The 22,545-nt window shown below is 55.9% G+C and carries 22 protein-coding genes and 1 pseudogene; 10 read left to right on the forward strand and 13 right to left on the reverse strand.

All coding sequences use genetic code 11. From position 1 onward, the window contains the following. Positions 1–126: 126 nt before the first annotated feature. Positions 127–573, reverse strand: a pseudogene (locus tag AB1644_12700) (DNA methyltransferase). Then, complete coding sequence (locus tag AB1644_12705; GenBank protein MEW6051905.1) at positions 560–1,309, reverse strand: PaeR7I family type II restriction endonuclease; 750 nt, start codon at positions 1,307–1,309, stop codon at positions 560–562. Before AB1644_12705 ends, AB1644_12700 begins: the two are co-directional and overlap by 14 nt. 149 nt (positions 1,310–1,458) lie before the next feature. Here AB1644_12705 and AB1644_12710 point away from each other — a divergent pair, with 149 nt between their 5' ends. Continuing rightward, positions 1,459–2,208: a Crp/Fnr family transcriptional regulator gene (locus tag AB1644_12710; protein MEW6051906.1), complete on the forward strand. Its 750-nt coding sequence runs from the start codon at positions 1,459–1,461 to the stop codon at positions 2,206–2,208. A gap of 2 nt (positions 2,209–2,210) precedes the next feature. Here the strand turns inward: AB1644_12710 and AB1644_12715 are convergent, their stop codons facing one another. From AB1644_12715 to uvrA, 3 genes are all read right to left on the reverse strand, one after another. After that, positions 2,211–3,020, reverse strand: a complete 810-nt coding sequence (locus AB1644_12715) for an endonuclease (protein ID MEW6051907.1) — start codon at positions 3,018–3,020, stop codon at positions 2,211–2,213. A gap of 6 nt (positions 3,021–3,026) precedes the next feature. Next, positions 3,027–4,355 (reverse strand): DNA methyltransferase, encoded by a 1,329-nt coding sequence (locus tag AB1644_12720; protein MEW6051908.1) that lies wholly within the window; start codon positions 4,353–4,355, stop codon positions 3,027–3,029. Between the two features lie 72 nt (positions 4,356–4,427). Continuing rightward, a complete protein-coding gene (gene uvrA, locus AB1644_12725; GenBank protein ID MEW6051909.1) occupies positions 4,428–7,286 on the reverse strand; it encodes an excinuclease ABC subunit UvrA in 2,859 nt (952 codons plus the stop codon). 349 nt (positions 7,287–7,635) lie between these two features. On the opposite strand from uvrA, the gene AB1644_12730 reads away from it, so the two are divergent. Both AB1644_12730 and AB1644_12735 read left to right on the forward strand, forming a co-directional pair. Continuing rightward, positions 7,636–8,277, forward strand: coding sequence for a methyltransferase domain-containing protein (locus AB1644_12730; protein MEW6051910.1), 642 nt, complete (start codon positions 7,636–7,638; stop codon positions 8,275–8,277). A gap of 15 nt (positions 8,278–8,292) precedes the next feature. Continuing rightward, the gene (locus AB1644_12735; GenBank protein ID MEW6051911.1) at positions 8,293–8,829 is read left to right on the forward strand and encodes an ECF transporter S component; all 537 of its coding nucleotides are present in this window, start codon (positions 8,293–8,295) and stop codon (positions 8,827–8,829) included. 20 nt (positions 8,830–8,849) lie between these two features. Here AB1644_12735 and AB1644_12740 read toward each other — a convergent pair whose 3' ends face one another. Further along, positions 8,850–9,155 (reverse strand): two-CW domain-containing protein, encoded by a 306-nt coding sequence (locus tag AB1644_12740; GenBank protein ID MEW6051912.1) that lies wholly within the window; start codon positions 9,153–9,155, stop codon positions 8,850–8,852. A 175-nt stretch (positions 9,156–9,330) separates the two neighbouring features. Here AB1644_12740 and AB1644_12745 point away from each other — a divergent pair, with 175 nt between their 5' ends. The 5 genes from AB1644_12745 to AB1644_12765 are packed head-to-tail and all read left to right on the forward strand — an operon-like array spanning position 9,331 to position 12,825. Then, positions 9,331–10,236 carry a DNA-processing protein DprA gene (locus AB1644_12745; GenBank protein ID MEW6051913.1) on the forward strand — a complete coding sequence of 302 codons (906 nt, stop codon included), beginning with the start codon at positions 9,331–9,333 and terminating at the stop codon, positions 10,234–10,236. An 8-nt stretch (positions 10,237–10,244) separates the two neighbouring features. After that, a complete protein-coding gene (locus AB1644_12750; protein ID MEW6051914.1) occupies positions 10,245–10,859 on the forward strand; it encodes a YigZ family protein in 615 nt (204 codons plus the stop codon). Beyond that, positions 10,849–11,763 carry a PfkB family carbohydrate kinase gene (locus tag AB1644_12755; GenBank protein ID MEW6051915.1) on the forward strand — a complete coding sequence of 305 codons (915 nt, stop codon included), beginning with the start codon at positions 10,849–10,851 and terminating at the stop codon, positions 11,761–11,763. Before AB1644_12750 ends, AB1644_12755 begins: the two co-directional genes overlap by 11 nt. After that, positions 11,756–12,313 carry a phosphatase PAP2 family protein gene (locus AB1644_12760; GenBank protein MEW6051916.1) on the forward strand — a complete coding sequence of 186 codons (558 nt, stop codon included), beginning with the start codon at positions 11,756–11,758 and terminating at the stop codon, positions 12,311–12,313. Before AB1644_12755 ends, AB1644_12760 begins: the two co-directional genes overlap by 8 nt. 5 nt (positions 12,314–12,318) lie before the next feature. Beyond that, positions 12,319–12,825, forward strand: a complete 507-nt coding sequence (locus AB1644_12765) for a macro domain-containing protein (protein MEW6051917.1) — start codon at positions 12,319–12,321, stop codon at positions 12,823–12,825. Positions 12,826–12,843: 18 nt separating this feature from the next. Here the strand turns inward: AB1644_12765 and AB1644_12770 are convergent, their stop codons facing one another. Further along, positions 12,844–13,386, reverse strand: coding sequence for a hypothetical protein (locus AB1644_12770; protein ID MEW6051918.1), 543 nt, complete (start codon positions 13,384–13,386; stop codon positions 12,844–12,846). Between the two features lie 119 nt (positions 13,387–13,505). On the opposite strand from AB1644_12770, the gene AB1644_12775 reads away from it, so the two are divergent. Continuing rightward, complete coding sequence (locus AB1644_12775) at positions 13,506–13,700, forward strand: CDGSH iron-sulfur domain-containing protein (protein MEW6051919.1); 195 nt, start codon at positions 13,506–13,508, stop codon at positions 13,698–13,700. A 162-nt stretch (positions 13,701–13,862) separates the two neighbouring features. Here AB1644_12775 and amrB read toward each other — a convergent pair whose 3' ends face one another. The 4 genes from amrB to AB1644_12795 form a co-directional block, all read right to left on the reverse strand. Next, entirely contained in the window at positions 13,863–15,305 is a 1,443-nt protein-coding gene (gene amrB / locus AB1644_12780) for an AmmeMemoRadiSam system protein B (GenBank protein ID MEW6051920.1), read from the reverse strand. A gap of 182 nt (positions 15,306–15,487) precedes the next feature. Then, on the reverse strand, positions 15,488–16,432 hold the full coding sequence (locus tag AB1644_12785; GenBank protein MEW6051921.1) for an SPFH domain-containing protein: 945 nt from the start codon (positions 16,430–16,432) through the stop codon (positions 15,488–15,490). Between the two features lie 107 nt (positions 16,433–16,539). After that, positions 16,540–16,968 carry an NfeD family protein gene (locus AB1644_12790; GenBank protein MEW6051922.1) on the reverse strand — a complete coding sequence of 143 codons (429 nt, stop codon included), beginning with the start codon at positions 16,966–16,968 and terminating at the stop codon, positions 16,540–16,542. Between the two features lie 287 nt (positions 16,969–17,255). Next, the gene (locus AB1644_12795) at positions 17,256–17,768 is read right to left on the reverse strand and encodes a DUF6125 family protein (protein ID MEW6051923.1); all 513 of its coding nucleotides are present in this window, start codon (positions 17,766–17,768) and stop codon (positions 17,256–17,258) included. A gap of 178 nt (positions 17,769–17,946) precedes the next feature. Here AB1644_12795 and AB1644_12800 point away from each other — a divergent pair, with 178 nt between their 5' ends. Then, a complete protein-coding gene (locus AB1644_12800; protein MEW6051924.1) occupies positions 17,947–20,937 on the forward strand; it encodes a S8 family serine peptidase in 2,991 nt (996 codons plus the stop codon). Positions 20,938–20,940: 3 nt separating this feature from the next. Here the strand turns inward: AB1644_12800 and AB1644_12805 are convergent, their stop codons facing one another. Then, positions 20,941–22,041 carry a hypothetical protein gene (locus AB1644_12805; protein MEW6051925.1) on the reverse strand — a complete coding sequence of 367 codons (1,101 nt, stop codon included), beginning with the start codon at positions 22,039–22,041 and terminating at the stop codon, positions 20,941–20,943. 60 nt (positions 22,042–22,101) lie between these two features. Further along, on the reverse strand, positions 22,102–22,539 hold the full coding sequence (locus tag AB1644_12810; protein MEW6051926.1) for a universal stress protein: 438 nt from the start codon (positions 22,537–22,539) through the stop codon (positions 22,102–22,104). Positions 22,540–22,545: the final 6 nt, after the last annotated feature.

Here is a 22,545-nt window from a genome sequence, read left to right on the forward strand (position 1 = left end):
ACTTCGTGTACTTTGTCATCGGCGTATCCTTTCGTGGGTCGTGCTTCTACACGACCGCTTCGGTTTTGAGTTCACCGAAAGGCTACGCTACTTTTTTGCCTATTTCCACACCTTTTGAAATTAACTCCCAAGAAACTTATTACCGTTGCCAACCTCATAGGATGCATTAGAGATCTTGTGCCATATGATTGGATTGAGATTGTCAAAGCCAATGTGGCGGCATTGAACACAGATATCTGCATGAAGTGGAACGACTACATGGCGACCGTTTTGTCTTCGTGACAGACAGACATCGCCCACAACACAGACCAACCGACCCCCGGGTACAAGAACGCGAAATACACCATGCCAGACCTTTTCGATCTCAGAAAGAAATATCTCGTAATCGTCAATGTGTCCGAGTTGGTCTGGGTGTTCGTTGTAACGCTTGAGGTTCCAATATGGGGGCGACGTAATGGCCAAATGGATAGATTCGTCAGGTATAGTTGACAAGTCTCTTGCATCCCCGAGAATCAGTCGGTGGTAAGTCTCAGCAGTGGCTGGAGGTAACTTACTGGGGCTAACGGAAGTCATAGCTGCTTGATCTTTCCTGTGTGCGCCGCAACATGGGCAAAAAGTGATTGAGCAAACGACTCAAACCGCAGGTCGGATGCCGGTTCCGAATATCTGCCTCTTCGACCCCCGCAGCATCTGCCATTAAAAAGGAAGCTACCGTATAGTGGCCTTCAAGAACTATGCGCCTGCAAAAGTGCTCGTACCTTTGTGCATACGAAGCGTCTTTGAACTCAGGGAAAACCGCGAAATGGGGTTCTGTAACTCGAACAGGTGTCCTGGACTTGGGACAGTCCTCTAATAAGAAAAAATACCCGAGCCAAGGCCGAGTGGCTGATCTGAAGGTACCCTCGCGGAATGCAGTCCATAGGTCAAGCGCAGAGCCCATTGCCTCTTCTGTTCTGTTATTGAAATTATTTCCGAAAGAAGGTCCTACCTGCGACTTCAACTCAACGGCCAGAACCAATTGGCCATTGTCAACGGCTAAGATGTCCCACTCCTTTGTCGGACGAAAATAACCTGGTAACTCGAGAGCCTTCTTCCGAAAAACGCTCTCTTTACTAAGGCCAGCTTCCAAAATTAAGTCTTCTACGAATTCAGAGAAGCCATCCATCTGGGCTCCTCCCGTGACCGCCGATCGAAACCCTTGGTCCTTTTGGCCCGACGCACCTTGCTTTTCCGCTTGGGCAGTCCTTGTTTGCCAGTAATGCGAAACCGCACCTGACAAGCGTTTGTCAACATCCTTCAGAATGGCCATTAAACAATAATAGTCATTGCACTAGGCCGTGTCATTAACTGTTTGCCTATACTGAATCACATATCTAAGTTCTCGTTCTTCGCTGGTCGGATTGTGATTATATTGCATTTCAAAAGACTAAGGCGTTGGTAGGCCGCTTGGAACACATCATGCAGCACTTCCTCTCCCGTTCTCAACTTTTTTCCCAGCTCGATCCCAAGGCGCTGGCCGAGGTGGCGGATGCGGCTGCCGTGCGCGAGACGTCACGCCAGGAGATGATCTTCTTTGAGGGGGAAATCGCCCATGCCTTCTACGTGGTTGGAAAGGGAAAGGTCAAGATCTTCAAGATGTCCCCCGATGGCAAAGAGCAAATTCTGATGATCGCCGGGCCAGGGGATTCGTTCGCCGAGGCGGCCTTGTTCGCGGGTGGGAAATACCCGGCCTCGGCGCAGGCGCTCGAGGATTCCACTCTGGCGGTAATCGCACGGGATAAGTTTGTGGCTCTCTTGGGGAGAAATCCGGACATTGCAGTCAATCTGATCGCCCGTCTCTCGGGGCTGCTTCGCAAGATGACCGCGCTGGTGGAGGAGTTGTCGCTCACCGATGTTACCACCCGGCTGGCGCATTATTTGATCGGTCTCGTGAGTCAGACCCCACCGCAAGCGGTGGGGTACCCTTCGGGAGCCAGACTGCCGGAAGGGCGTCGCGCTGAGCGGAGTCGAAGCGTGCCCGATGCGGGAACAGTGACAATCACGCTCTCGGAGAAAAAGGCAGTGATGGCGAGCCAGTTAGGGACAATCCCGGAGACGTTGTCACGGTCGTTCGCCAGGCTTACGCGCGAAAAAGTGATCGCGATCGACGGCCCGAAAATTGAGATACTGGACTTGGTCAGGCTAAAGGAGCTGGCGGGGGGAGAGTGAGATTACACTGACTGTTCGCCGATTCGCTTGCGGTATGTCAACAGGTCCGCATCGGTCAGTTCTGTTTCTTCGACCAACCTATAATGGCGTTCGTTTGAAACGCGTACCCCGTCTGGAGTCTCCTCAAACATGAACAAGGCAATGACGTCGCTTTTCATGAACTGAGCTGCGATCGGTTTGCAGATGAGTGAAGGGAACTTGGCACGACACATCGCGAGGTCCTGCTCAATCTGGACTACTCCAATTTTGTCTTTGCCACCTTTTCCCTGCACTGGGAAGGCATAGTGAACGCCCTGCTTGTCAACACCGACATAGAACTCATCCGTTTCCACCTGCCCCATTCCCGGAATAGCCGTACGCAGATGACTTTGGAGTGAGTAACAGACAACACCAGTGAAGACGTCAATCAAACGATTGTACCGGACCTTCGCGAGAAGACCTTGTTCATCGTTTAGTGCATACCTGGCTATAATGCCGGGGGTAGCGTCTGGTATTTTTGTCTCGGCGAGAAGTTCATTGGGTGCAATGTTAACAAGTTTGGTCAGAAAGAACTCATAGTGAGATCGACCGACTGATCGAATGGCCCAAGACATGTCCTCCGGCGCCCTTTTCCTGATGCTGTCCGGCAAACCGGCCCGATACCGGAAAGTGTATAGAATATCACCAAGGTTCTTGGGCAATTCGATCTTTAGGCTCTTGGCGATCTGAGCGATTTCGTCTCTTGAAAAGCGAACAACCGACAAGTCCTTTTCGAAGTGGTTGAAGAACAACCGCTCAATGATCTTTGTGTAACGATTCTTCTTTTCTGACATTTGGTGCTATCCCGGCCACGTAAGTATAAGTATCTCTTCACGCAACTCTGATTTGGACGCCGTAGCAGCCCTCATCCTAAAGAGTTCAATTGCTTCGACCTTATAGCCCAATCCTGTAGCTATCTCAGCCAAGAACTCACCGGTCCTTATCATCACTTGAAGGTACGATGCCTGATCGCCGACAACATATGCCAGTTTTGCACCCGGGCGCAACACCGTTCTTAGGTCGGCCAGGTGCCTCTTCATGCCGCCAAAATAGAGCTTAGTAACCCTGGGATAAAGTCTCTCGAAGCCCGATGTCTTACCCAACGAAATCCTTCGCCGCTCAATCTCGGTAGTGATTTGCTCGATTCTCTCATTACCGTTGATCAGAAGGTCATCATCGTCACCCTTATAAACTCCGCGCGTATTTGATCTGATCAGGTCCTTTTTCATCCCACGTAATTCATCGTTGCTTGATATCAACCCAAGAACAACAGACTCCAAGCGGGTCGTACGGGTATAGTCCTTCTCGTTGGGATAGGGCGGTGACGTTATGACTGCGTCAATGGTAGTGGGCGGAATCACAGAAGAGAGATTACGGGAATCACAACAAAGGACTTTTGTACGCGCGTGTCTACTGCCACTGAGACTAGCCAAATCTCTCGCCATCGTGCGGACCTCGGCCAACCACGTGGAGACGACGGGTACATCCGCTTTCACCTTGCCAAGTCCGACCTCCGGCCCAAAACGCAGATTACCAATTCCGCAAACCAGCGCCTTGGCCAGGGCAATTCTATAATGGTCCAGGAGATACGACTCTGAATGTCGCTCCATTGCCTCGCGGAGAATTAAGACTTTGTGCAATGGTACCGGGCTAATCGAGTTTTTGATAAGCAGCTTCATCTGCTCTTCGGGGAGGGTGCGCAATCTGCAGTGAGCAGGCGGTTTGGAATGAAGAACGCTGTCATCGATACCGGACGCGCGAATTGATCTCAGAGCTGCGCCGGCAACCCTCTCTGAATTCTCCTTCATTTCGTCAGCATTCACACGCCAATCGAGCTTTACCTTGGTCGCAAGACAGGCTATCGGGTTCACCTCAACCCCAATACTCATCACTCGATTCAGCCGGGCCTCAACGAGAGTAGTTCCGGTGCCACAAAAAGGATCCAAGACGGTGCTCTTGTGATCCAGATTGAACCGTCTGAGATAATCGCGGACGAGATGTGGCGGGAAAGACAGGACGAATCTGTACCAGTTATGAACCCTGCCGTCCGAGCAATCCACTTTGTTTGTCTCGCGTCCAGTGCGGACTGGGGTTGCACCAAACATATGCTCCTGAACAAGTCTTGCCATAATTGGATATACTCCCGCCAATGCGATTCTGTCAATAACATTTGCCGGGGCTGAGCCCGGCTGCACAAAGCGCTATCCTTGCAGCACCTTCCTCAAATGCTCGCCCGTGTACGACCCCTTGGTCTTCGCGACCTGCTCCGGCGTTCCCGTTGCGATAATGCGGCCGCCGTCATCTCCCCCTTCCGGACCGATATCAATAACCCAGTCAGCCGTCTTGATGACATCGAGATTGTGCTCGATCACCAGCACCGTGTTGCCGCGGCTGACCAGTTCGTTCAGCACGCCAAGAAGCATGCGGATATCTTCAAAATGGAGGCCGGTGGTCGGTTCATCGAGAATGTACAGTGTTTTGCCTGTGGCCAGCTTGGAAAGCTCCGCGGCCAGTTTGACACGCTGCGCTTCACCGCCCGAAAGCGTAGTAGCCTGTTGGCCGAGGTGGATGTATCCAAGGCCAACATTGGCGAGGGTGAAGAGTTTCTTCTTAAGGCGCGGGATATGCTCGAAGAAACTGAGCGATTCGTCGACCGTCATATCGAGCACATCGGCTATCGATTTCCCCTTGTAGGTAACTTCAAGCGTCTCGCGATTGTACCGTTTTCCCTTGCAGACCTCGCACGGGATATAGACGTCCGGGAGGAAATGCATCTCGATCTTGATGATACCGTCCCCCTCGCATGCTTCACAGCGCCCACCCCGGACATTAAACGAGAACCGACCCGGCTGATACCCGCGCGCTTTGGCCTCCGGCAGCGTGGCGAATAAATCCCGTATCAGCGTGAACAGGCCGGTGTAGGTGGCCGGATTAGACCGCGGCGTACGGCCGATTGGCGATTGATCGATATCAATCACCTTGTCAATCAGTTCCAGTCCCTCGATCCGCTCATACGGCAGTGCCGGTTCGCGGCTGTTGTAGAAATGGCGCGCGCAGATACGATAAAGTGTCTCATTGACCAAAGTCGATTTCCCGGAACCGGAGACGCCGGTCACGGCGATGAACACGCCCAGCGGAAACTCTACCTCGACGTTCTTCAGGTTATTGCCGGAGGCACCCAGCAACTGGATCTTGTCGCCGTTCCCGTCACGTCGTCGTTTTGGCGTGTCGATCTGTCGGGCTCCGGCCAAGTACTGACCGGTAATGGAGCGCCTGGTTTTTCGGATCTCCTCGGGCGTTCCGGAAGCGACTACTTCACCGCCGTGGATACCAGCGCCGGGGCCGAGATCTATAACATAGTCGGCGCTTTCAATCGTCTCGCGGTCATGTTCTACCACAAGCACGGTGTTGCCGATATCGCGCAACTCGATCAGGGTGTTCAGCAGCTTCTGGTTGTCGCGTTGATGCAGGCCGATAGAGGGTTCATCGAGAATGTACAGCACGCCGACCAATCGGGAGCCAATTTGAGTGGCCAGGCGGATTCTCTGGGCCTCGCCACCCGAAAGAGTGGCGGCCGCTCGGCTGAGCGTGAGATAGTCTAGGCCGACATCACAAAGGAATCCAAGCCGTTCCCGAATTTCCTTGAGAATCTGCCGTGCGATCAACTGCTGGCGTTTGGTAAGACTGACTTCGTCAAAGAACTTCCGCGCCCGCTTGATTGGCATGTCGCAGATGCTGTCGATTGTCTCGCGGTCGATTATCACCGCCAGCGCTTCGGGTCGGAGTCGCGCCCCTTTGCACGAGGGGCAGTTGGTGACCGTCATGTAGTTTTCGATCCACTGGCGGATATCATTGGAATCGGTCTGGCGGTACCGTCGCGCCAGATGCGGGATCACCCCTTCAAAGCGGGAGCGATACACGCCCGAGCCACGCCCTTTGCCGGAGAGATGCTCGTATTCAAACTGTACTTCCTCACGGCCGGAACCGTACAGAATTATCTGGCGGGTTTTCTCCGGCAACTGATTGAACGGCGTCGAAAACTTGAACTTGTAGTGGCTGGCCAACCCCTTCAGCATGTAGCGGTACCAATTGGACATGTCGGCACCGCCCCAGGGTTGGATGGCGCCGTCGTTGATGGAGAGATTCGGATTCGGAATCACCAGTTTGGGATCGATCTCCATCTTCTGACCCAGACCGTCGCACACTTTGCACGCGCCAAACGGCGAGTTGAATGAAAAGAGGCGCGGTGTGGGTTCCTCGTAGCTGATGTTGCAGTTGAGACAGGCAAACTGCTGCGAATAGAGCAGGTCCTGGTTCTTGATGTTAATCAGCACGGTTCCCTGAGCCATCTTCACGGCAGTTTCCACGGAATCGGCTAGGCGGCGTTTGGAGCTCGCTTTCACCACCAGCCGGTCGATCACCGCCTCAATCGTGTGCTTCTTGTTCTTTTCGAGCTTGATATCGGAGTCCGACTCCACCACCTCGCCATTGATGCGGAGTCGCACGAATCCCTCGCGGCGGGCTTCTTCGATAATCTCCCGATGTTCCCCCTTCTTGCCGCGCACGAGCGGCGCAAGCACCATGAGGCGAGCCCCTTCTTCGAACGACAGCACCGAATCGACAATCTGCTCGACCGTCTGCTGGGTGATCGGCTGGCCGCATTTGACACAGTGCGGCACACCGGCACGGGCAAAGAGCAGCCGGAGGTAATCGTAAATTTCGGTGACCGTGCCGACAGTCGATCTCGGGTTTTTGGCAGTCGAGCGCTGTTCGATTGAGATGGCCGGCGACAGCCCCTCGATAAAATCGACATCGGGCTTCTCCATCAACCCCAGGAACTGGCGGGCGTAGGCGGAGAGGGATTCCACGTAGCGGCGCTGACCCTCGGCATAAATGGTGTCGAACGCCAGGGAACTCTTGCCGGAGCCGGACAGGCCGGTGATGACCGTCAGGGTCTCGCGGGGGATTTTGACATCGATATTCTTCAGGTTATGTTCGCGGGCCCCTTTGACCCACAGGAACTCTTTGTTTTCTCTATAGCGATCGTGGTTGTTGGCCATCTTTTTTTCTCCGTTCGGGCAACCGGGTAATATACGCCAATCCGGTGCCGGAGCCAAGGCGGATTCTGCGATGGGAAATCACATTGTCGCCCACTCCGTCGGGTCACACTTGTCCGTCTTCGGCGTCCAAGCAGGACCCGACGGAACGGCGCAGAGAACGTCTGAGTCACTTTTCTGCATGGGCTGTCGGGTCACACTTGTCTGCCTTCGGGGTCCAAGGGGGACCTGACAGAACAGACAGCGGAAAGTCGGGGCCGCCTGTAACAACCACTCATTATCGAAGCAGGATGTAACGGCTCTAACATACGTAGCATAGAGCGCAATCACTTAGATCATGAATCGATGAACCTTGACAATATCGCTCCGCAAATACTTATTGACGGCCACGATGCACGATATGCACCAGGAGTTTTTCGATCGTCTGGCCGCTGAGTGGGATCTTACCTTCACGGCCGAGGACCTGGAGCGCCTTCAGCATGTGGTGAACAACATGCCGGTCCATAGGGGTATGCAGATCCTGGACCTGGGGTGCGGCACCGGTATCCTTTTCGATATGCTGCGGCGACTCGTTGGCACCAGGGGGAGTGTCACGGGGGTAGATTTTTCTATGGAAATGGCGCAAAAGGCGCACAGGAACTTCCCGTTCGCCAACGTGCATGTAGTGGATGCCGATGCCTCCGAACTCCCGTTCGGGGCAAACTTGTTCGACATGGCGGTAGCGTTCGCGGCTTTTCCCCATTTCGTGCACCAGCAACGGGCGCTCGATGAACTGCACCGGGTGTTGAAGCCAGGCGCACGCTTCTATATTCTCCATCTGCAATCGTCAAAGGAACTGGCGGCGATACATCATCGGGTAGGGGGCGCGGTGGCGAAGGACACACTGCCGTCCGCTGAGAACCTGCGCCAGATGTTTGCCTCGGGGCAGTTCTACGACATCCGTATCGAAGACCATCCCGGTCTGTTTCTGGCTTCGGCCACGAACGCCGAGTAGGGCACGGCAACTCTCGTGTCTGGTGCGGGCCGTCAATATCGCTTTATCGCCCACAGCGCCTTATATCTGGCGCTGGCCATCCTGTTACCGTTGGCATTTCACGCGCTCGGGATCGGCGGCAGGGTATTTCTGCCGATGCACCTGCCGGTACTTCTGGCCGGCTTTCTGGTTGGCCCCGGCAGCGGTGTTGTTGTGGGCCTGATTGCCCCCGGACTTTCCTTTTTGCTCACTGGAATGCCGCCAACCTATGCCGTGCCTCTTATGTCGCTCGAACTCCCCATGTACGGTCTGGTCGCCGGCATTACCTACCGCCGCCTGCATCTGAATATCTACATCGCACTCGTTCTGGCCATGATCGTGGGCCGCATCATGTTCGGATTAGGGTTGTTCGTGCTCGGGATGTTTATGGAACTTCCGTACAGCGCAGCGACCTTTTTTTCAACCGGTGGGGCGATTGTCACCGGCCTTCCGGGGATAGCCGTGCAACTGGTTCTGATACCAATTATCGTTGCGGGCTTAAATAGGCACCGGACTGTCGATTCGGTCCGGTGACGGCCATTCGTATTGGCGGGTTACTTGGTTTGGCAGTGGTTATCGGGTGGAAGGAGGACGAAGCTTCGCTCTTCCTCTACTGTCACCTGTTTGAAGACCGGGCATTTGAGGCAATTGCCGAACTTGACCGCGAAACTTCCCTGTACCTTGCCGCCGCAGAGAGTTCCGGTGACTGCCCAGCAGACGCGACCGGCGTTAGTGCCATGGTTGATACCGTCGTGAATCTTGCTGGTTGAGACCGGACAAATCCCCAGCTGGTCGGCATTTTCGCCGCCCGGCTCGCGGCCACAGTTCATCAACTGCCAACAGTTCTTGCTGAATTCCATGCAGGCTGCCCCTTTATATCAGTTCGACATCTCATCGGCTGTAGCTCCTCTATCGGCACAGAAGTCATCGACCATTAGCCTTGGGGGCAACAAGGAGGTGAATTGCACCAACCATCCAAACATCGTATGACGAGTGGTAGATTGACAGGGTAGCTCCAATCGTTAGATTAGCGATATGACAGACAGCTCCGTTTATACGCAGACCACGCAGATGCTGGCTTTGTGCAAGTTCGGCGGCGTCGGGCCGCGGCTTTTCGATGCCCTGTTCGGCCACTATGGGAGTCTGCCGGCAATTCTGGACGCGGACCGGCAGTCGCTTCTGTCAATACCGGGCATGACGGAGGCGTTGGCGGACAAGATCAAGCGGGCGAACGGTTCACTCGAACAGGCAGACCAATACGCCGGATTTCTCAAGGAGCGAGACATTGCGATCACCACGCGTCTCGACGATGCTTACTCTCATCACTTGTTCGAGCTCAACGACCCGCCCACCCTCCTCTATGTTCGCGGTCGCATGCCGGACACTGACCGGAAAAGTGTCACGCTGATGGGAGCCGAAGATGCCACCAATACCGGGCTGGAGATCACTTCCAGTCTGGCCAAGGCATTTGCCGTGGCAGGTGTCCAAGTAGTGTCATCGTTGACCGGCGGTGTCGACCTTTCGGCGCACCTGGGATGCAGGGCTGCCGCCGGCAATTCGTTCGCCGTACTGGCCACCGGATTCGACCATCTGGACCAATCCGCCCAGATGCCGCTGGCTGTCGATATCGCGCACGGCGGCGGCGTACTGAGCGAGTACTCGCCCGATTTCGTCACCAGTGAAACGGCGTTACAGGAGTCCAACCGGCTGCTGGTGGGACTTTCCCAGGCGGTGGTGGTGACAGAGTTGTACGGTGATTCTGCACGGGCGCTCGACCTGCTGGAATTCTGTCTGCAAATCGGTAAGCTGACTTTCATCCTCTCGGACAGTACCCGCGGCGTCGTGACCGACAATGCCGGATATGATCGCGCCGTCGAGTGTGGCGCGATCCCGCTGGACGGGATCGGTCGTGTCGATGATATCATCAAGTCGCTGGTCTGAGTCCGGCCATGAATGACCGGTACCTGACAATCAGCGATGAGATGACGGTCGAGACAAAGGTCAAGGCGTCTCGGTTCATCGGCCAAAGCTTCCTGGCGAATTCGGTGGCTGAAGCCACGGAGAAACTGGGCACCGTGAGGAAGCGGGAGTTCGCCGCCGGCCACCATTGCTTTGCCTATCGTATCGGAACTGAGGGGACAATTCCCTTCAAGTACTCGGATGATGGCGAACCAACCGGCACGGCCGGGAAGCCGATCTACGATGTTATCCTCGGCCACGAATTGACCAATGTCCTGTTGGTAGTAACCCGATATTTCGGCGGCACCAAGCTTGGTACCGGCGGGCTGACCCACGCCTATAGTGATACGGCTCGTCAGACTATCGAGCGGTCGGGCGTGAAGGAGAACTTCATTACTAACCTTTTTCGCATCGACCTTGAGTTCTCGCTGTACGACCGGTGGCGCACGCTGGCTGGTCGCCTTGGGGCTCGAGAGCGCGAGGCCCGATTCGATGAAGCGGTTCATCTGATTGCCGAAATCCGTCGGAGCAAAGCTGAGGAACTGAAACGAGCGGTCACCGAATTGACGGCCGGAAAGGCCAGGATTGAGCCGCTTGCCGAATAAGAAGCTTGATTGTCTCGGTCTGGGGATCATGCCCCTTGATGTTCTGTTGTCTGTACCGCATTATCCGAACGCGGGCGGCAAGATCGATGCTACCGACATCATCGTGCAGGGAGGTGGGCCGGTGGCGAACGCGTTGGTGGGATTGAGCCGACTGGGGATGAAGACAGCTATGATTGCTGCTGTCGGAAACGACTTTGCCGGTGCGCTCGGCCTTCAGGAACTGAAGAGAGAACGGGTCGACACGCGCTATATCGTCGTCAAAAAGGCCCCGTCGGCAGTGGCGACCGGGTTTGTGGAAAACGGGTCCGGGCGACGGACTATCGCGTTGCATCGCAAGATAGCAGTGTCACCACGCGATCTCAGGCTCTCCGCATATCCCGCTCCACGGATCATCCATCTCGATGGCCGCGATCTTGAATCGTGTGTAGCGCTGGCGCGCTGGGGTCGATGGCACGGAAGCATTATCTCATTTGATATTGGGTCCATGCGCAACGACATTTCGCCCATCCTGCCGCTGGTGGATCATCTGGTTGTAGCCGACGCGTTTGCCCTCCCCTTCACTGGTGCTCGGCATGCGGAGTCGGCCATCAGGAAACTGTCAAAGCGATGCTACGGCACTATCGTCATCACGCAGGGGACACACGGCACGGTTGGCCGCGAGGATGGCGTTGTGGTTCATCAACGGGCGTTCAAAGTGAAAAATGTGGACACCACCGGCGCTGGGGACAGTTTTCACGCAGGCTACTTGTACGGCTTGTTGAAGGAATGGTCTCTTTCCCGAAGGCTCCTGATTGCCGCGGCAACGGCAGCGCTGAAATGCACCAGACCCGGAGCCCGTACCGGCGCGCCGACTCTTCGCGAGGTGCAGACCTTTCTGAGAAAGCGACCGTCGACCTATGCTTGAGACGCTCGGAAACCTCGACACGACGCTATTTCATTTCATCAATGGCACTCTGGCCAATCCGGTGACCGACCTGGTGATGCCGGTGGTCACCAACGATTGGTTTCTTCGCGTCCTTTACGCGGTCGCAATGGTTCTCATTCTCTGGAAAGGGGACCGACGGCTGCGGTGGCTGGTGCTCTTTTCCGCGATCACCATAGCGTTCACCGACCAAATCAGCAGTGTCTGGCTCAAGCATCTGTTTGCCCGCCCCCGACCGTGCCACACGATCCTCGATATGCATCTGCTGGTGAATTGTGGTGCGGGATACTCCATGCCGTCGTCGCACGCCGCCAATGCGTTCGGTCAGGCGGCGCTGTTCGGGCTCAGCTATGGTCGCTGGCGGTGGCATCTCTTCGGATTTGCGGCAATCGTCGCCATAAGTCGGACATTCGTAGGGGTGCATTATCCGTTCGATATTCTTGTCGGCATGGTCGTCGGTAGCCTGGTGGGTGTCGCCGTCCTGTTTGCATACGAGCAGGCAATGCGGATGCTGCCACCGCGGGAGGTTTAGCTGTCATGGCGTACAGCATTGAAGTAGTCCAGCGTGATATTACGATGACCGACACCGAAACGATAGTCAATGCGGCGAACAATCAGTTCTGGATGGGCTCCGGCGTGGCGGGGGCGATCAAGCGCGCCGGGGGGGACATCATCGAGAAGGATGCAATGGCCAAGGGGCCGGTGATGCCTGGCGAGGCGGTCTATACGACTGCCGGCCGCCTGCCATTCAAGTATGTGATCCACGCCGCCGTCATGGGGCAGGCCCTTCGCACCTCTGACAAGCTGATCCGCCAGGCGACCGTGGCCAGCTTGAATATCGCGGAAGAATTGAAATTGAAATCGATCGCATTTCCCGCATTCGGGACCGGCGTTGGGGGTTTTCCTATGAAGGCATGCGCATTCCTGATGACCAGCGTGGTACGTGGGTATCGGGGACGGGCCAAATCGCTCGAACGGGTGCAGTTCTGCCTGTTCGATGAGTACGGGCTCAAACTGTTCTCAGAAGCGATGGCGGAGGAGTGATCCTCGCGCCGAGACGTGCTACCTCGCTACTCTTACCTTGAATTTCCCATCAACTGTCAGCGGCTCGCCGCGAGAGTTTTTGAAACGCCCGTCGATAGTGCCGAACAGATGATGAGACGATATCGAATCGACCACCAGCGTACCATAATCAGGCAGGAACAACTTGGCCTCTACCGGCTGATCATAGCGCCCGATCAACTGCACGAACGCGTTCCCTGAAAGCGGAATTGTTGAGGGTTTCGGCTCGACCGGGAGCTGCAAATAGACGCGATACAGCAGATACTCATCGTAGCTGATTGCGCTGTACTGGGGAGTCTTGCCGCGCTCGCCACGCGCCCCGAGGATCAACACGATACAGTTTCCCGGTCCGGCTGCGGTTTTTTCGTCGGAGGTCGGATCGATCAGCGCGTTCGCAATATACTCCGTTCCCTCCACTTTTATTTTCCGCCGAGACTCTTCGGCGGTCAGGAATAGTTCAAGTCGGTACCGGCTGGCACAGCCCGCCGCCACAACAGCAATCATCGCGATAGATACGGAACGGACGAACTGAAAACGATACATGGCACGAACCTCGCGTTGAGTATAGCTATCAACGTGCGGTAAGTCAAACCGGAGGAACCTTCTCCCCGGAGCGCCGGTTCAGAGCGGTAGCGCATCACTCGTCATGTGAAGAGGAAACCATGGAATTAGGTAACATACGGATCAGAGTCAATCCCAACGGCTCGGCGCGCGTCGAGTGTGCCAGGGCAGAGATCACCCTGCCCGATGGCTCGGTGGTTATCAAAGAAGGGACATTCTCGCTGTGCCGGTGCGGTAATTCGAACAACAAGCCGTTTTGTGACGGCACACATAAGACGTGCGGGTTTCAGGGATAAACAGATGACGGAGTGGCAGGTCTCACGCTCGGAAGCCTCGCGAAGGACTTGCCGCAACTTATATCATGTGAGGCATCCCATCATCCTACAGCATAACACCGCCACACGCGAAGCGGTAGAGCAGGCGATGCCTGCGCGAAGCGGTAGAACAGGCGATGCCCGTTAAAAGACGTCGGCGCTGAATCGATAGATCTCGGCCTGCCTGTCTTTGTAGCTGTGCTTCGGGAGACCCGCTTTCAGGCAAGTCTGTTCGAGCAAATGGGTCACATTCCAACCGTGCTCGGTCGCCACTTGCGGCAACAGCAGACCGGAGTGCATATCCAGTTTAATCATCAGGCCATCCCGGCCTATCAGAATCTCGCGGAAATTCCGTACTCGCTCCAGCGGTGACAGCACGGAGATCTCGTATTCGAGCCGTTTGAACTCGTCGGCAGTGAGCGGGTCAAACCGGGGATCATCGAATGCCGCCGCCACCGCCATCTCGGCTACCGTGCTGTACAGCGGTTGCTTGGTCCGAATCTGGCCGATACAGCCGCGAAGGTTACCATCGAGTGTCAGCGTGACAAACGCGCCTTTCCTGGCGCTCAATCTCTCGTTCGAGGGGGGTTGGTATTCCCGCTCCTCGAGTTTGGCGGCGATCGCATCGCGGGCGATCTGATGCAACAGATGTTTGTCATCCTCGCTGAAGCCTTCCGGCTGTACTGCCTTTGCCGCCGGTGAACCCAGCACGGTTGTGTGTCGCTCGCGGTTCTCCTTTATGATAGCGGCCGACAGATATCCGACCACTTCGTCAAAATCACCGGTGGTGGCGCCGGAGGTGGTGTAATCGAGGAACCGCACCTCGCGCCCGCCGAGCTTTTTAGCGGCCATCATGACCGAGGTAACCGGTCCGCCTCCGCAGGCTTCTCCTTTGCCGGATTCGAGCGTCTCCATCAGGAGGTCCGGGTCATATTTTTCGATTGCCGACTGGATGGCGAAATCGAGCCGTCGTGCCTGCTTCTCGGAATGGAAATGGGAGAGGTCGGTCGAAGCTACCAGCAGCGCGTTTGAACCCTTGAGAGCCGCGGCCAACGCTTCCCCCAGAGAGCGAATGGAATCTGTCTCCTGGTCCCCCATAACGATCGCCACCAGCTTGAACTTGCTGCCCAAGACGATCTGCAGAAACGGCAACTGTACTTCCAGCGCATGTTCGCCGCGCACCGAGCCCGAGGCATGCCCCATGTTGGAGAAATAGACGGATGACGGATTGATACCGGCGATCTTCTTGGCCATGTCGTGGTCGGTCTCGACCACGCCGATCGGTGTCTCGTAACCGTGACCGCCATAGACGGACGAGCCTTTGAAGAAAACCGTGTGCGACGGTGAGATGACCACCACCGTATCAAACTCCTCCCCTTCGAGGATCTTGTACGCCTTGGCTGCTACTTTTCCGGAGTACGGATATCCCGCGTGCGGTGCGATCAGCCCAAGCGGCCGACCGCCGACCGGGGTTTTGTCCACCTCGGCAAAAAATGAGGCAATGGTCTTGGTCAGTTCGACCGGGTTGGCGGGGTAGAACTTCCCGGCAACCGCGGGTTTGCGTATGTCAAGTTTCCTGTCATCCATCGAAGATTTGGCTCCGTCCTTCATTCATCGGCCACAAACTATGAACGCCTTAGGTTGGGGTCAAGTGCCCCGATTACGTGGGGCCGCAGGACTATAATTCAATCATCGTGACAAGAAAGGCCGCCAAGCACAGTCACCTGGCGGCACTCTATTCCAAATTCTTAGCTTCTCTGAACTCAGCCTTATGTCGCCGCCTGTTTTGATGGCGGTGTCGGTGTCTTTATCCCTTCCACAAAGGCCGACAACGCGCTTAGTATGCCGCTCGCCTCGTATGGCAGGAAAATCTTGTTGGCGGTGCCATCAGCCAGCTTGGGAAGCATCTCCAGATACTTGAGCGTGATCAGCTTGTCATCCGGCTTGGATTCGTGAATCGCGGAGAAGACATTGGTGATAGCTCCGGCCTCACCCTCAGCGACGGCGATCTGACGATACTTCTCGGCATCCGCTTTAAGCTTCACCGCCTGCGCATACCCCTCGGCTTCAAGGATCTGCGAGAGCTTTTTGCCTTCTGACTTGGTGATCTCCGCCTGCCGGATCGCCTCGGCGTCCAGGATGGCGGCCCGCTTGTCTCGTTCGGCCTTCATCTGGCGGCTCATGGCCTGGGTGATGTCGGTGGGCGGGTCGATCCGTTGCAGCTCGATCCGGTTAACCTTCACGCCCCACTTGTCGGTGGCGGTGTCCATCACATCGCGCAACTGCGCGTTGATCTTGTCACGCGACGAAAGACAGGCGTCAAGGTCGATCTCGCCGATGACGTTACGAAGATTGGTCTGCGCCAGCTTGGTGGCCGCGATGATATAATTCGAGATCTCGTAGCGCGATCGGGCCGGGTCGGTCACCTGGGCGTAAATAATCGCATCCACCTCAACATTGACGTTATCCTTAGTGATTACCAACTGCGGCGGCACCTCGATAACCACCTCACGCATATCGACCTTGATGACCGTGTCGAAGAACGGCAATATCATGTTGAGGCCGGGACCGATCGTGCGCTGGAATTTACCGAGACGTTCCACCAGACCGCGCTCGTACGGGCGGATGATCCGGATCGAGAGCATGACGATGATGAACGCGAATACCACCGCCGCGATCAGGAATATGACTACGGGATTGACACTCTGTTCCATGGGCTACCCCTTTCTATTGTGCTCGTGCAGAAATCTCTATGCCGTCATTGCGAGGTGGATTCGCCGGAGGCGAACCCGACTAAGCAATCTCTCCCTCCGAGTTACCATCACCCCATCCGCTCCACGTGCACTTTCGTGCCGGAGACGGAGACTATCTTCACCTTGGCATTCACCTCAATCGGTTCGGAGGCTTGCGCCACCCAAACCTCCCCCTCATAACGAATCTTGCCGCCGTTGTCCGGGTCGATGGGGGATGTGACCAGCGCCGTCCTGCCGATCATGGCATCGACATTGGACTCCCGTGGCGATGGCTTGGTAATCCTCCGCGCCAGTCGTCGCGACAGCGGCAGTAGCACCACTGTTACAATGACAAAGATGCCGATCTGCCAGTAATACTCTTCCGGTTTGTAGTAGGCGTACAGACCGGAGGCCAGCGCTCCGGCGGTGAAGCAGATGAAAAAGAAGCTGGGGGACAGCAGTTCGATGATCAGGAAGATCACCGCTCCCGCCATCCAGATCCAGAACATGGTCGTCATGACAACTCCCTGTTTACACCATGAGCAGTGCTGTTCTCATACGCAGTCCGCATCCGGCAGGATCGGCCCGGTAGCGGTTGATACGGCGTATGGGTCGTGATGTTACGACAATCGGTATCGATGAAAGTCGAAAAGGGGCTGTAAAGTCAACCAAAAAGGGAATCGTAGAAAGGCTGTCACAAAAGTCGCCAAAATCAGTTGCGTCAGGTCACAACCCCGACTTCGTCGGGGTCAGGACCTAACGCAACTCCACTAACTTGTGGGGCAGCTTCTGGATGTCTGCCGTCTCAGATTGAGAACCGCCAGCCACAGTAGAACGCGTTTCCTGCTTCCGGGTCCGGCGGACAACAGATGATCTCGGTCCTGATCCGCCCGTCGATAGTCCGTGCAAATCCGGCGTACTCGACCAGCCCGACCGATTTGCATGGAAACAGCGCCAGTCCCTTGCGGTGGCGCGCCGACTGCACCCGGCAGTCCACCATGTAGAACTCGAACGAACTGGGTGTTTCGTTGCGTATCTCCTGTGTATTCAACACCGCATAGAGTCGATAGCCGAGCGCCTTCTTGAGGCCCTCCAGCCCTGAATTTGATGGTATGTTATGAAGCGCCATGATCCGTTTGGCTTCGATAACGGTGAACTGCTCCCATGCCTCGGTGTCCAGCTCAATGGCTTTTTGCAGACCATATTGTTTCTCGACTGCCTGAAACCACAAGCCATCATGCGCCAGCCAGTTCTTGGCGAAATCCTCAAGCATCGCCTCGAGCGTCTCCCGCGACAATGCTCCAATCTTCTCTATCATATACTTCTCCCTATGACCTTGGCCGAATACGCGTGGCATCAATGTATGCATGCGCCAGCATCTTTACAATATGCCGGGCAATGTGTATTCTTATAGTATATACCGATGAAAGGAACAGATCAGCAACCTAACCGTTTGACAATTGACCCCGCCGGTGCGTCGTTCTAAGGAGAAGATAATGAGACGATTCCTGTTTGCCGCCATCATACTGTCACTTCAGCTCGTGGTAACGGATAGCGCTCGTGCCGGTCAACTTGTTACTGAGTTATCGCAACTTGTTTCAAAGACCGATGCCGACAGCCTGGTTCGCGTCTGGATTCTGCTGCCCCGTGCAGAGTCAAAGACGGATCTTCAAGCGATCGCAAAAGCGGCCGGACCGGACCGAGCCACACAACATCGGGTGCTCTTTGAGAGCCTCAAGAGTGAAGGGCTTGCCCGCCAGCAAACCCTAGCCGGACATTTGGAGCAGCTACAGGGGATCGGCAAGGCGGATAAAATCAAGCGCCACTGGATAACCGACGTTGTCGAGGCAGAGGTAGCCGCCGGAGAATTGAACGCGTTGGCTGACCGCGATGATGTCGCGTCGATCATCCCTGAGCCGCAGGTATCGCTCATTCGACCGGTCGAAACCGGCTCCAGTGCGGCATTCTCGCCCGAAGGGAATTACATACCGAACCACATCACCCACATCCGTGCTGATGTAGCCTGGGGCATGGGGTACACCGGCGCCGGGCGGGTGATCTGTTCGTTTGACAACGGTGTTGACGGGAACCACATCGCACTTAGAAACACCTGGAAAGGGCTCGACGGTGACTCATCTGCCGCCTGGTTCGACCCGGTCGCCAAACAGAAAGCGCCGCATGCATTCGGTCTTTCAGCGTTGCTGCCTGGATCGCTTGTGCAGCATGGCACGCATACCATGGGGATTTTGGTCGGGCGAAGCGACAGTGTCTGGTGTGGTGTGGCACCGAATGCCAAGTGGATTTCTGCGGCGGTGATCGATGTTATCGGCGCATCGATCCTCGATGGTTTCGAATGGGCAGTTGACCCGGATGGAAATCCGAACACAGTGGAGGATGTCCCCGATGTTATCAGTCATAGCTGGGGGTTTTCGGATGCTGATCTGGCCTGTTTTGATGTTTTCTTCGATGCCATCGACAATATCGAGGCACTTGGCATAGTCAATATCTTTGCGGCGGGTAACGACGGCTTATCGGGGCCTGGCACTATTAACAACCCCGGGAACGGTGCGAATGCCGTGAATGATTCGCTGTATGCTTTCGCCGTCGGCGCGCTCGACAGCTCGACTGCCTCGCCTGTGCGGTACTCTATTTCGTCACAGGGGCCTTCGACGTGTCAGGGCGCCACAAAACCCAATGTCATGGCGCCGGGCCTCGGGGTCTATTCGACCTATCCGTCGGGCACCTACAATTATTTGTCAGGTACATCGATGGCCACTCCGCAGGTAGCCGGACTGGTGGCGCTGCTTCGCCAGAAGAATCCCAACGCCACAGTCACTGAGATCAAGCAGGCGATTCTCAAGAGCACTCGTCGGCTAGATACCTGGCAGCCGCTTCCAAACAACCAATATGGCTGGGGCGAGATTGACTGCGCCGCAGCCCTTGATTCGCTTTCCTCCACGTCAGCCCAGACGAAGGTGCGGCTGTACGATTTCACTCACGCAGTCATCGCACCCGGCGACACGGTTGAAGGGACTGTAGTTCTCCAGAATCTGGGCGTTCAAGCGTTGAACGTCTCTGCTGCAATCACGGGGTCAGATCCATCATTGACCGTGTTGAACGGAAGTGCGGCGTTTGGAACAATCCCTGCTGGTGACACGGTTCGCTCAGCAAATATCATCAGAGTCGTGGTATCGGATACAGTCACCACTGGATCGGTGCTATCACTGCCGCTCACAATCTCGGGCAGCAACTTCGCGGACGTTGCAAGTCAATTGAGTTTTCTGGTGGGGTCGCGGGGTTTCAAGTCATTCGTCACTCATTCGACCGGGCGAATTCAGTTTACGGTCTCAAACTATGGCGTGTACGGAATGGGTGCGGGTTCGATTTTTCCCGCCGGTGGACAGGGGTTTCAGTTCGATGGTGCTGACAACGACCTGTGGGAAGGTGGAATCCTTGCGGCGTACAACAATCCGACAAAGGGTTCCGCTGCGGTGCATGATATTCTGTTTGAACCGAAGATGGATTATGTCGTTGCCCCCGGCGGCAATCTGCAGTTCCAGCAGCCGGGTTCAAAAGCTCCCCAGCAGAGCTACGCCGCGTTTGTCGATGACAACGCGCCATCACCTCTCGGCCTGAATGTGGTTCAGGAGACGTACAGCTTTGATGCCCCGGACAACACGTTCATCATTGTCAGATATATCCTGAGGAACGTCTCCGTGACGACCCTCACCGATCTCGCATTTGGGCTCTTTCTGGACTGGGATATTACGAATTTCGTGAGGAACTCCGGCAAATACGAAGCGGCCGACTCGATTCTGTGGATGGCTTACAACGGGGGGACAGTTAGTTCTCCTCTGTACTCCAGTTTGCGTGGACTGGCTCATCTCGACGGGCCGCTCTACACGGCGGTCACTCGGAGATCGACGATTGTTTACTCTCCCTGGCTTTTGCCGCCGACTGCCGATGGTTTCACCAGCGCCGAGCGACGGTCTGCTTTGTATGCTGGCCTTACAGACTCCGTTAAATACCGTGATTCCTTGCTCGACCTTTTTCAACTCATGTCGGCCGGGCCGCTCAATCTTGCGCCCGGCGGTGTTGACACAGTAGCGTTTGCAGTCATCGCTGGCGACTCTCTTGTTCACATTCGCGATGCCGCCACGCGGGCGAGGGATAAATATCGGAATGTGATCACCGATGTGGAACCACCATCGGATGGCACAGTGCCGTCGTCATTCACGCTGTATCAAAACTACCCGAACCCGTTCAATCCGAGTACGAAAATCTCTTTCGTGCTTCCTCGCGAAAGCGATTACACGCTGCGCATTTACAATTTGCTTGGACAGGTGGTCGATCGGATCGATGGCCACGCCCGCGGCGGTCGGGTGGAGATAGTCTGGGATGCCAAGGATCGGGCGACGGGTCTGTATCTCTATCGTATAGAGGCGGGAAGCTACTCCGCCAGCCGGAAGATGCTGCTCTTGAAATGAACGCTACGCAACAAACGGAATGACCTTCAGGCCGAATGACTGGCGCAGTCGTTCGGCCTCTTTCGTTGTGCGGCAGAACAGGATCAGGTCATCAGGAGCAATTTGTTTTAGCGTGAAGTCGCCACGATGCCGGTACTCTTTTTCCCGACGCCAGTCGGTCTTTCGGCCGCGTGTCTGTTGTAGCCATAGTTTGGTGTCCGCACCGCTCTTTCTTTCAACTCGCTCGACATACTGCACCGGCTCGATACCGGCTCTGAGAGCAACGTCACGACGGATACCCACGCCATACGGCTCAAATGACATCTGGCGATACCGCGCACGCCATCGCATCAAAGGCAGCAGTTCTTCCGGTGGGGCGTTTGAGAACGAGACACAGGGCAGATTCGCAGGCATGTGACGTGTGGACCCGCGTATGAATCCGGTCACGACAATATGCTTGAGGGTCTCGATTGCGCTTCGTGGATACTCTTCCGAGTTGGCAATGTCACGGTAATAATCGAATGGTCGTTCGTCGGGCCAGTGGGTGTGGCAGCAGCGAGTCCAGTGCGTGACATACCTGTCAGCAATGGAGCGTACGGTTGGATTCAGTTCGTCGGGGGAGATTCGGTACGCTATGGGATTCTCTCGAAACGAATAGGGAACCTCGAAATCCCGACAAACCTCTTTCCCCAGAGCAGCAGCTTTCTCCAGCAGCTTCGCCATGTCGCCATCTGGAGAGATTGAGATGGGCACAATCAGGTCGGCTGCATCCACAACTGCTTTGTCGCGGTTGTTCATGCGAAGCGCCTTAGCGCGTGGTGTGTTGACGTCGCATAGTACGTCAAGCACTGTCAGATCGGATTGGAGGTCGAACCGACTGATGACAGAAGTGGACAGCGAATTGACGTCCGTGTTGTGCCCGTCGATGATCAGCCGCAGCGGTACTTGGTGGATCGATCCCAGTGTGGTCAGCAGTTCCCATGTCTGCATGTCCGCCGAGCTGACCAGCCGGTAGCTGTTCTCTTTAACCCATCGGACCGCCAGCGCCGATTGCCGCACCCACGGACTGTTCCCTGTCGGACAGAGCGGCTGGCGGGAAAGCAGGATGGCGACATTTCTCTCCACGTCGGCAATAGGTCGCCAATATCGCCGGATGTGTCAAGGGTAATTACCACGGCACCGTGGTCAGGCGCGGTCCCGTTTGCGAGCCGGGACCAGAAGGACGGGTATATCGGTCAGGTGCCGGACCTTGTTGGCCACGCTCCCCAGGACCAGATCGCCGAAGAATTTGTGACCATGAGTGGACATGGCGATCAGATCACAGCCGATTGAATTCGCCAGCTCAACGATCTTCTCGGCCGGTTCCCCTTGAAGCAGCACCGCCTCCACGTTGAATCCCTCGGAGGCAAGCTCCAGGCGAACCCGCTCAAGGCACTCCCGGTCATCGCACATTTCTTCGGAATCCTGCAGGTTGAGCTGCTCCTGGTTACGCGCCACGAAACCGTCGGCGACATGCGTGAGCGTCACCGCCGCGCCGGTCAGCTTGAGGAGCGGCCGGATATGCGTCAGGACGGCAACGTCGGTGGCCGAATTCTCGAGCGTGATGAGGATGCGTTTATACATGGCGGT

The sequence above is a fragment of the Candidatus Zixiibacteriota bacterium genome (assembly GCA_040753875.1).
GTDB lineage: Bacteria > Zixibacteria > MSB-5A5 > GN15 > FEB-12 > DATKJY01.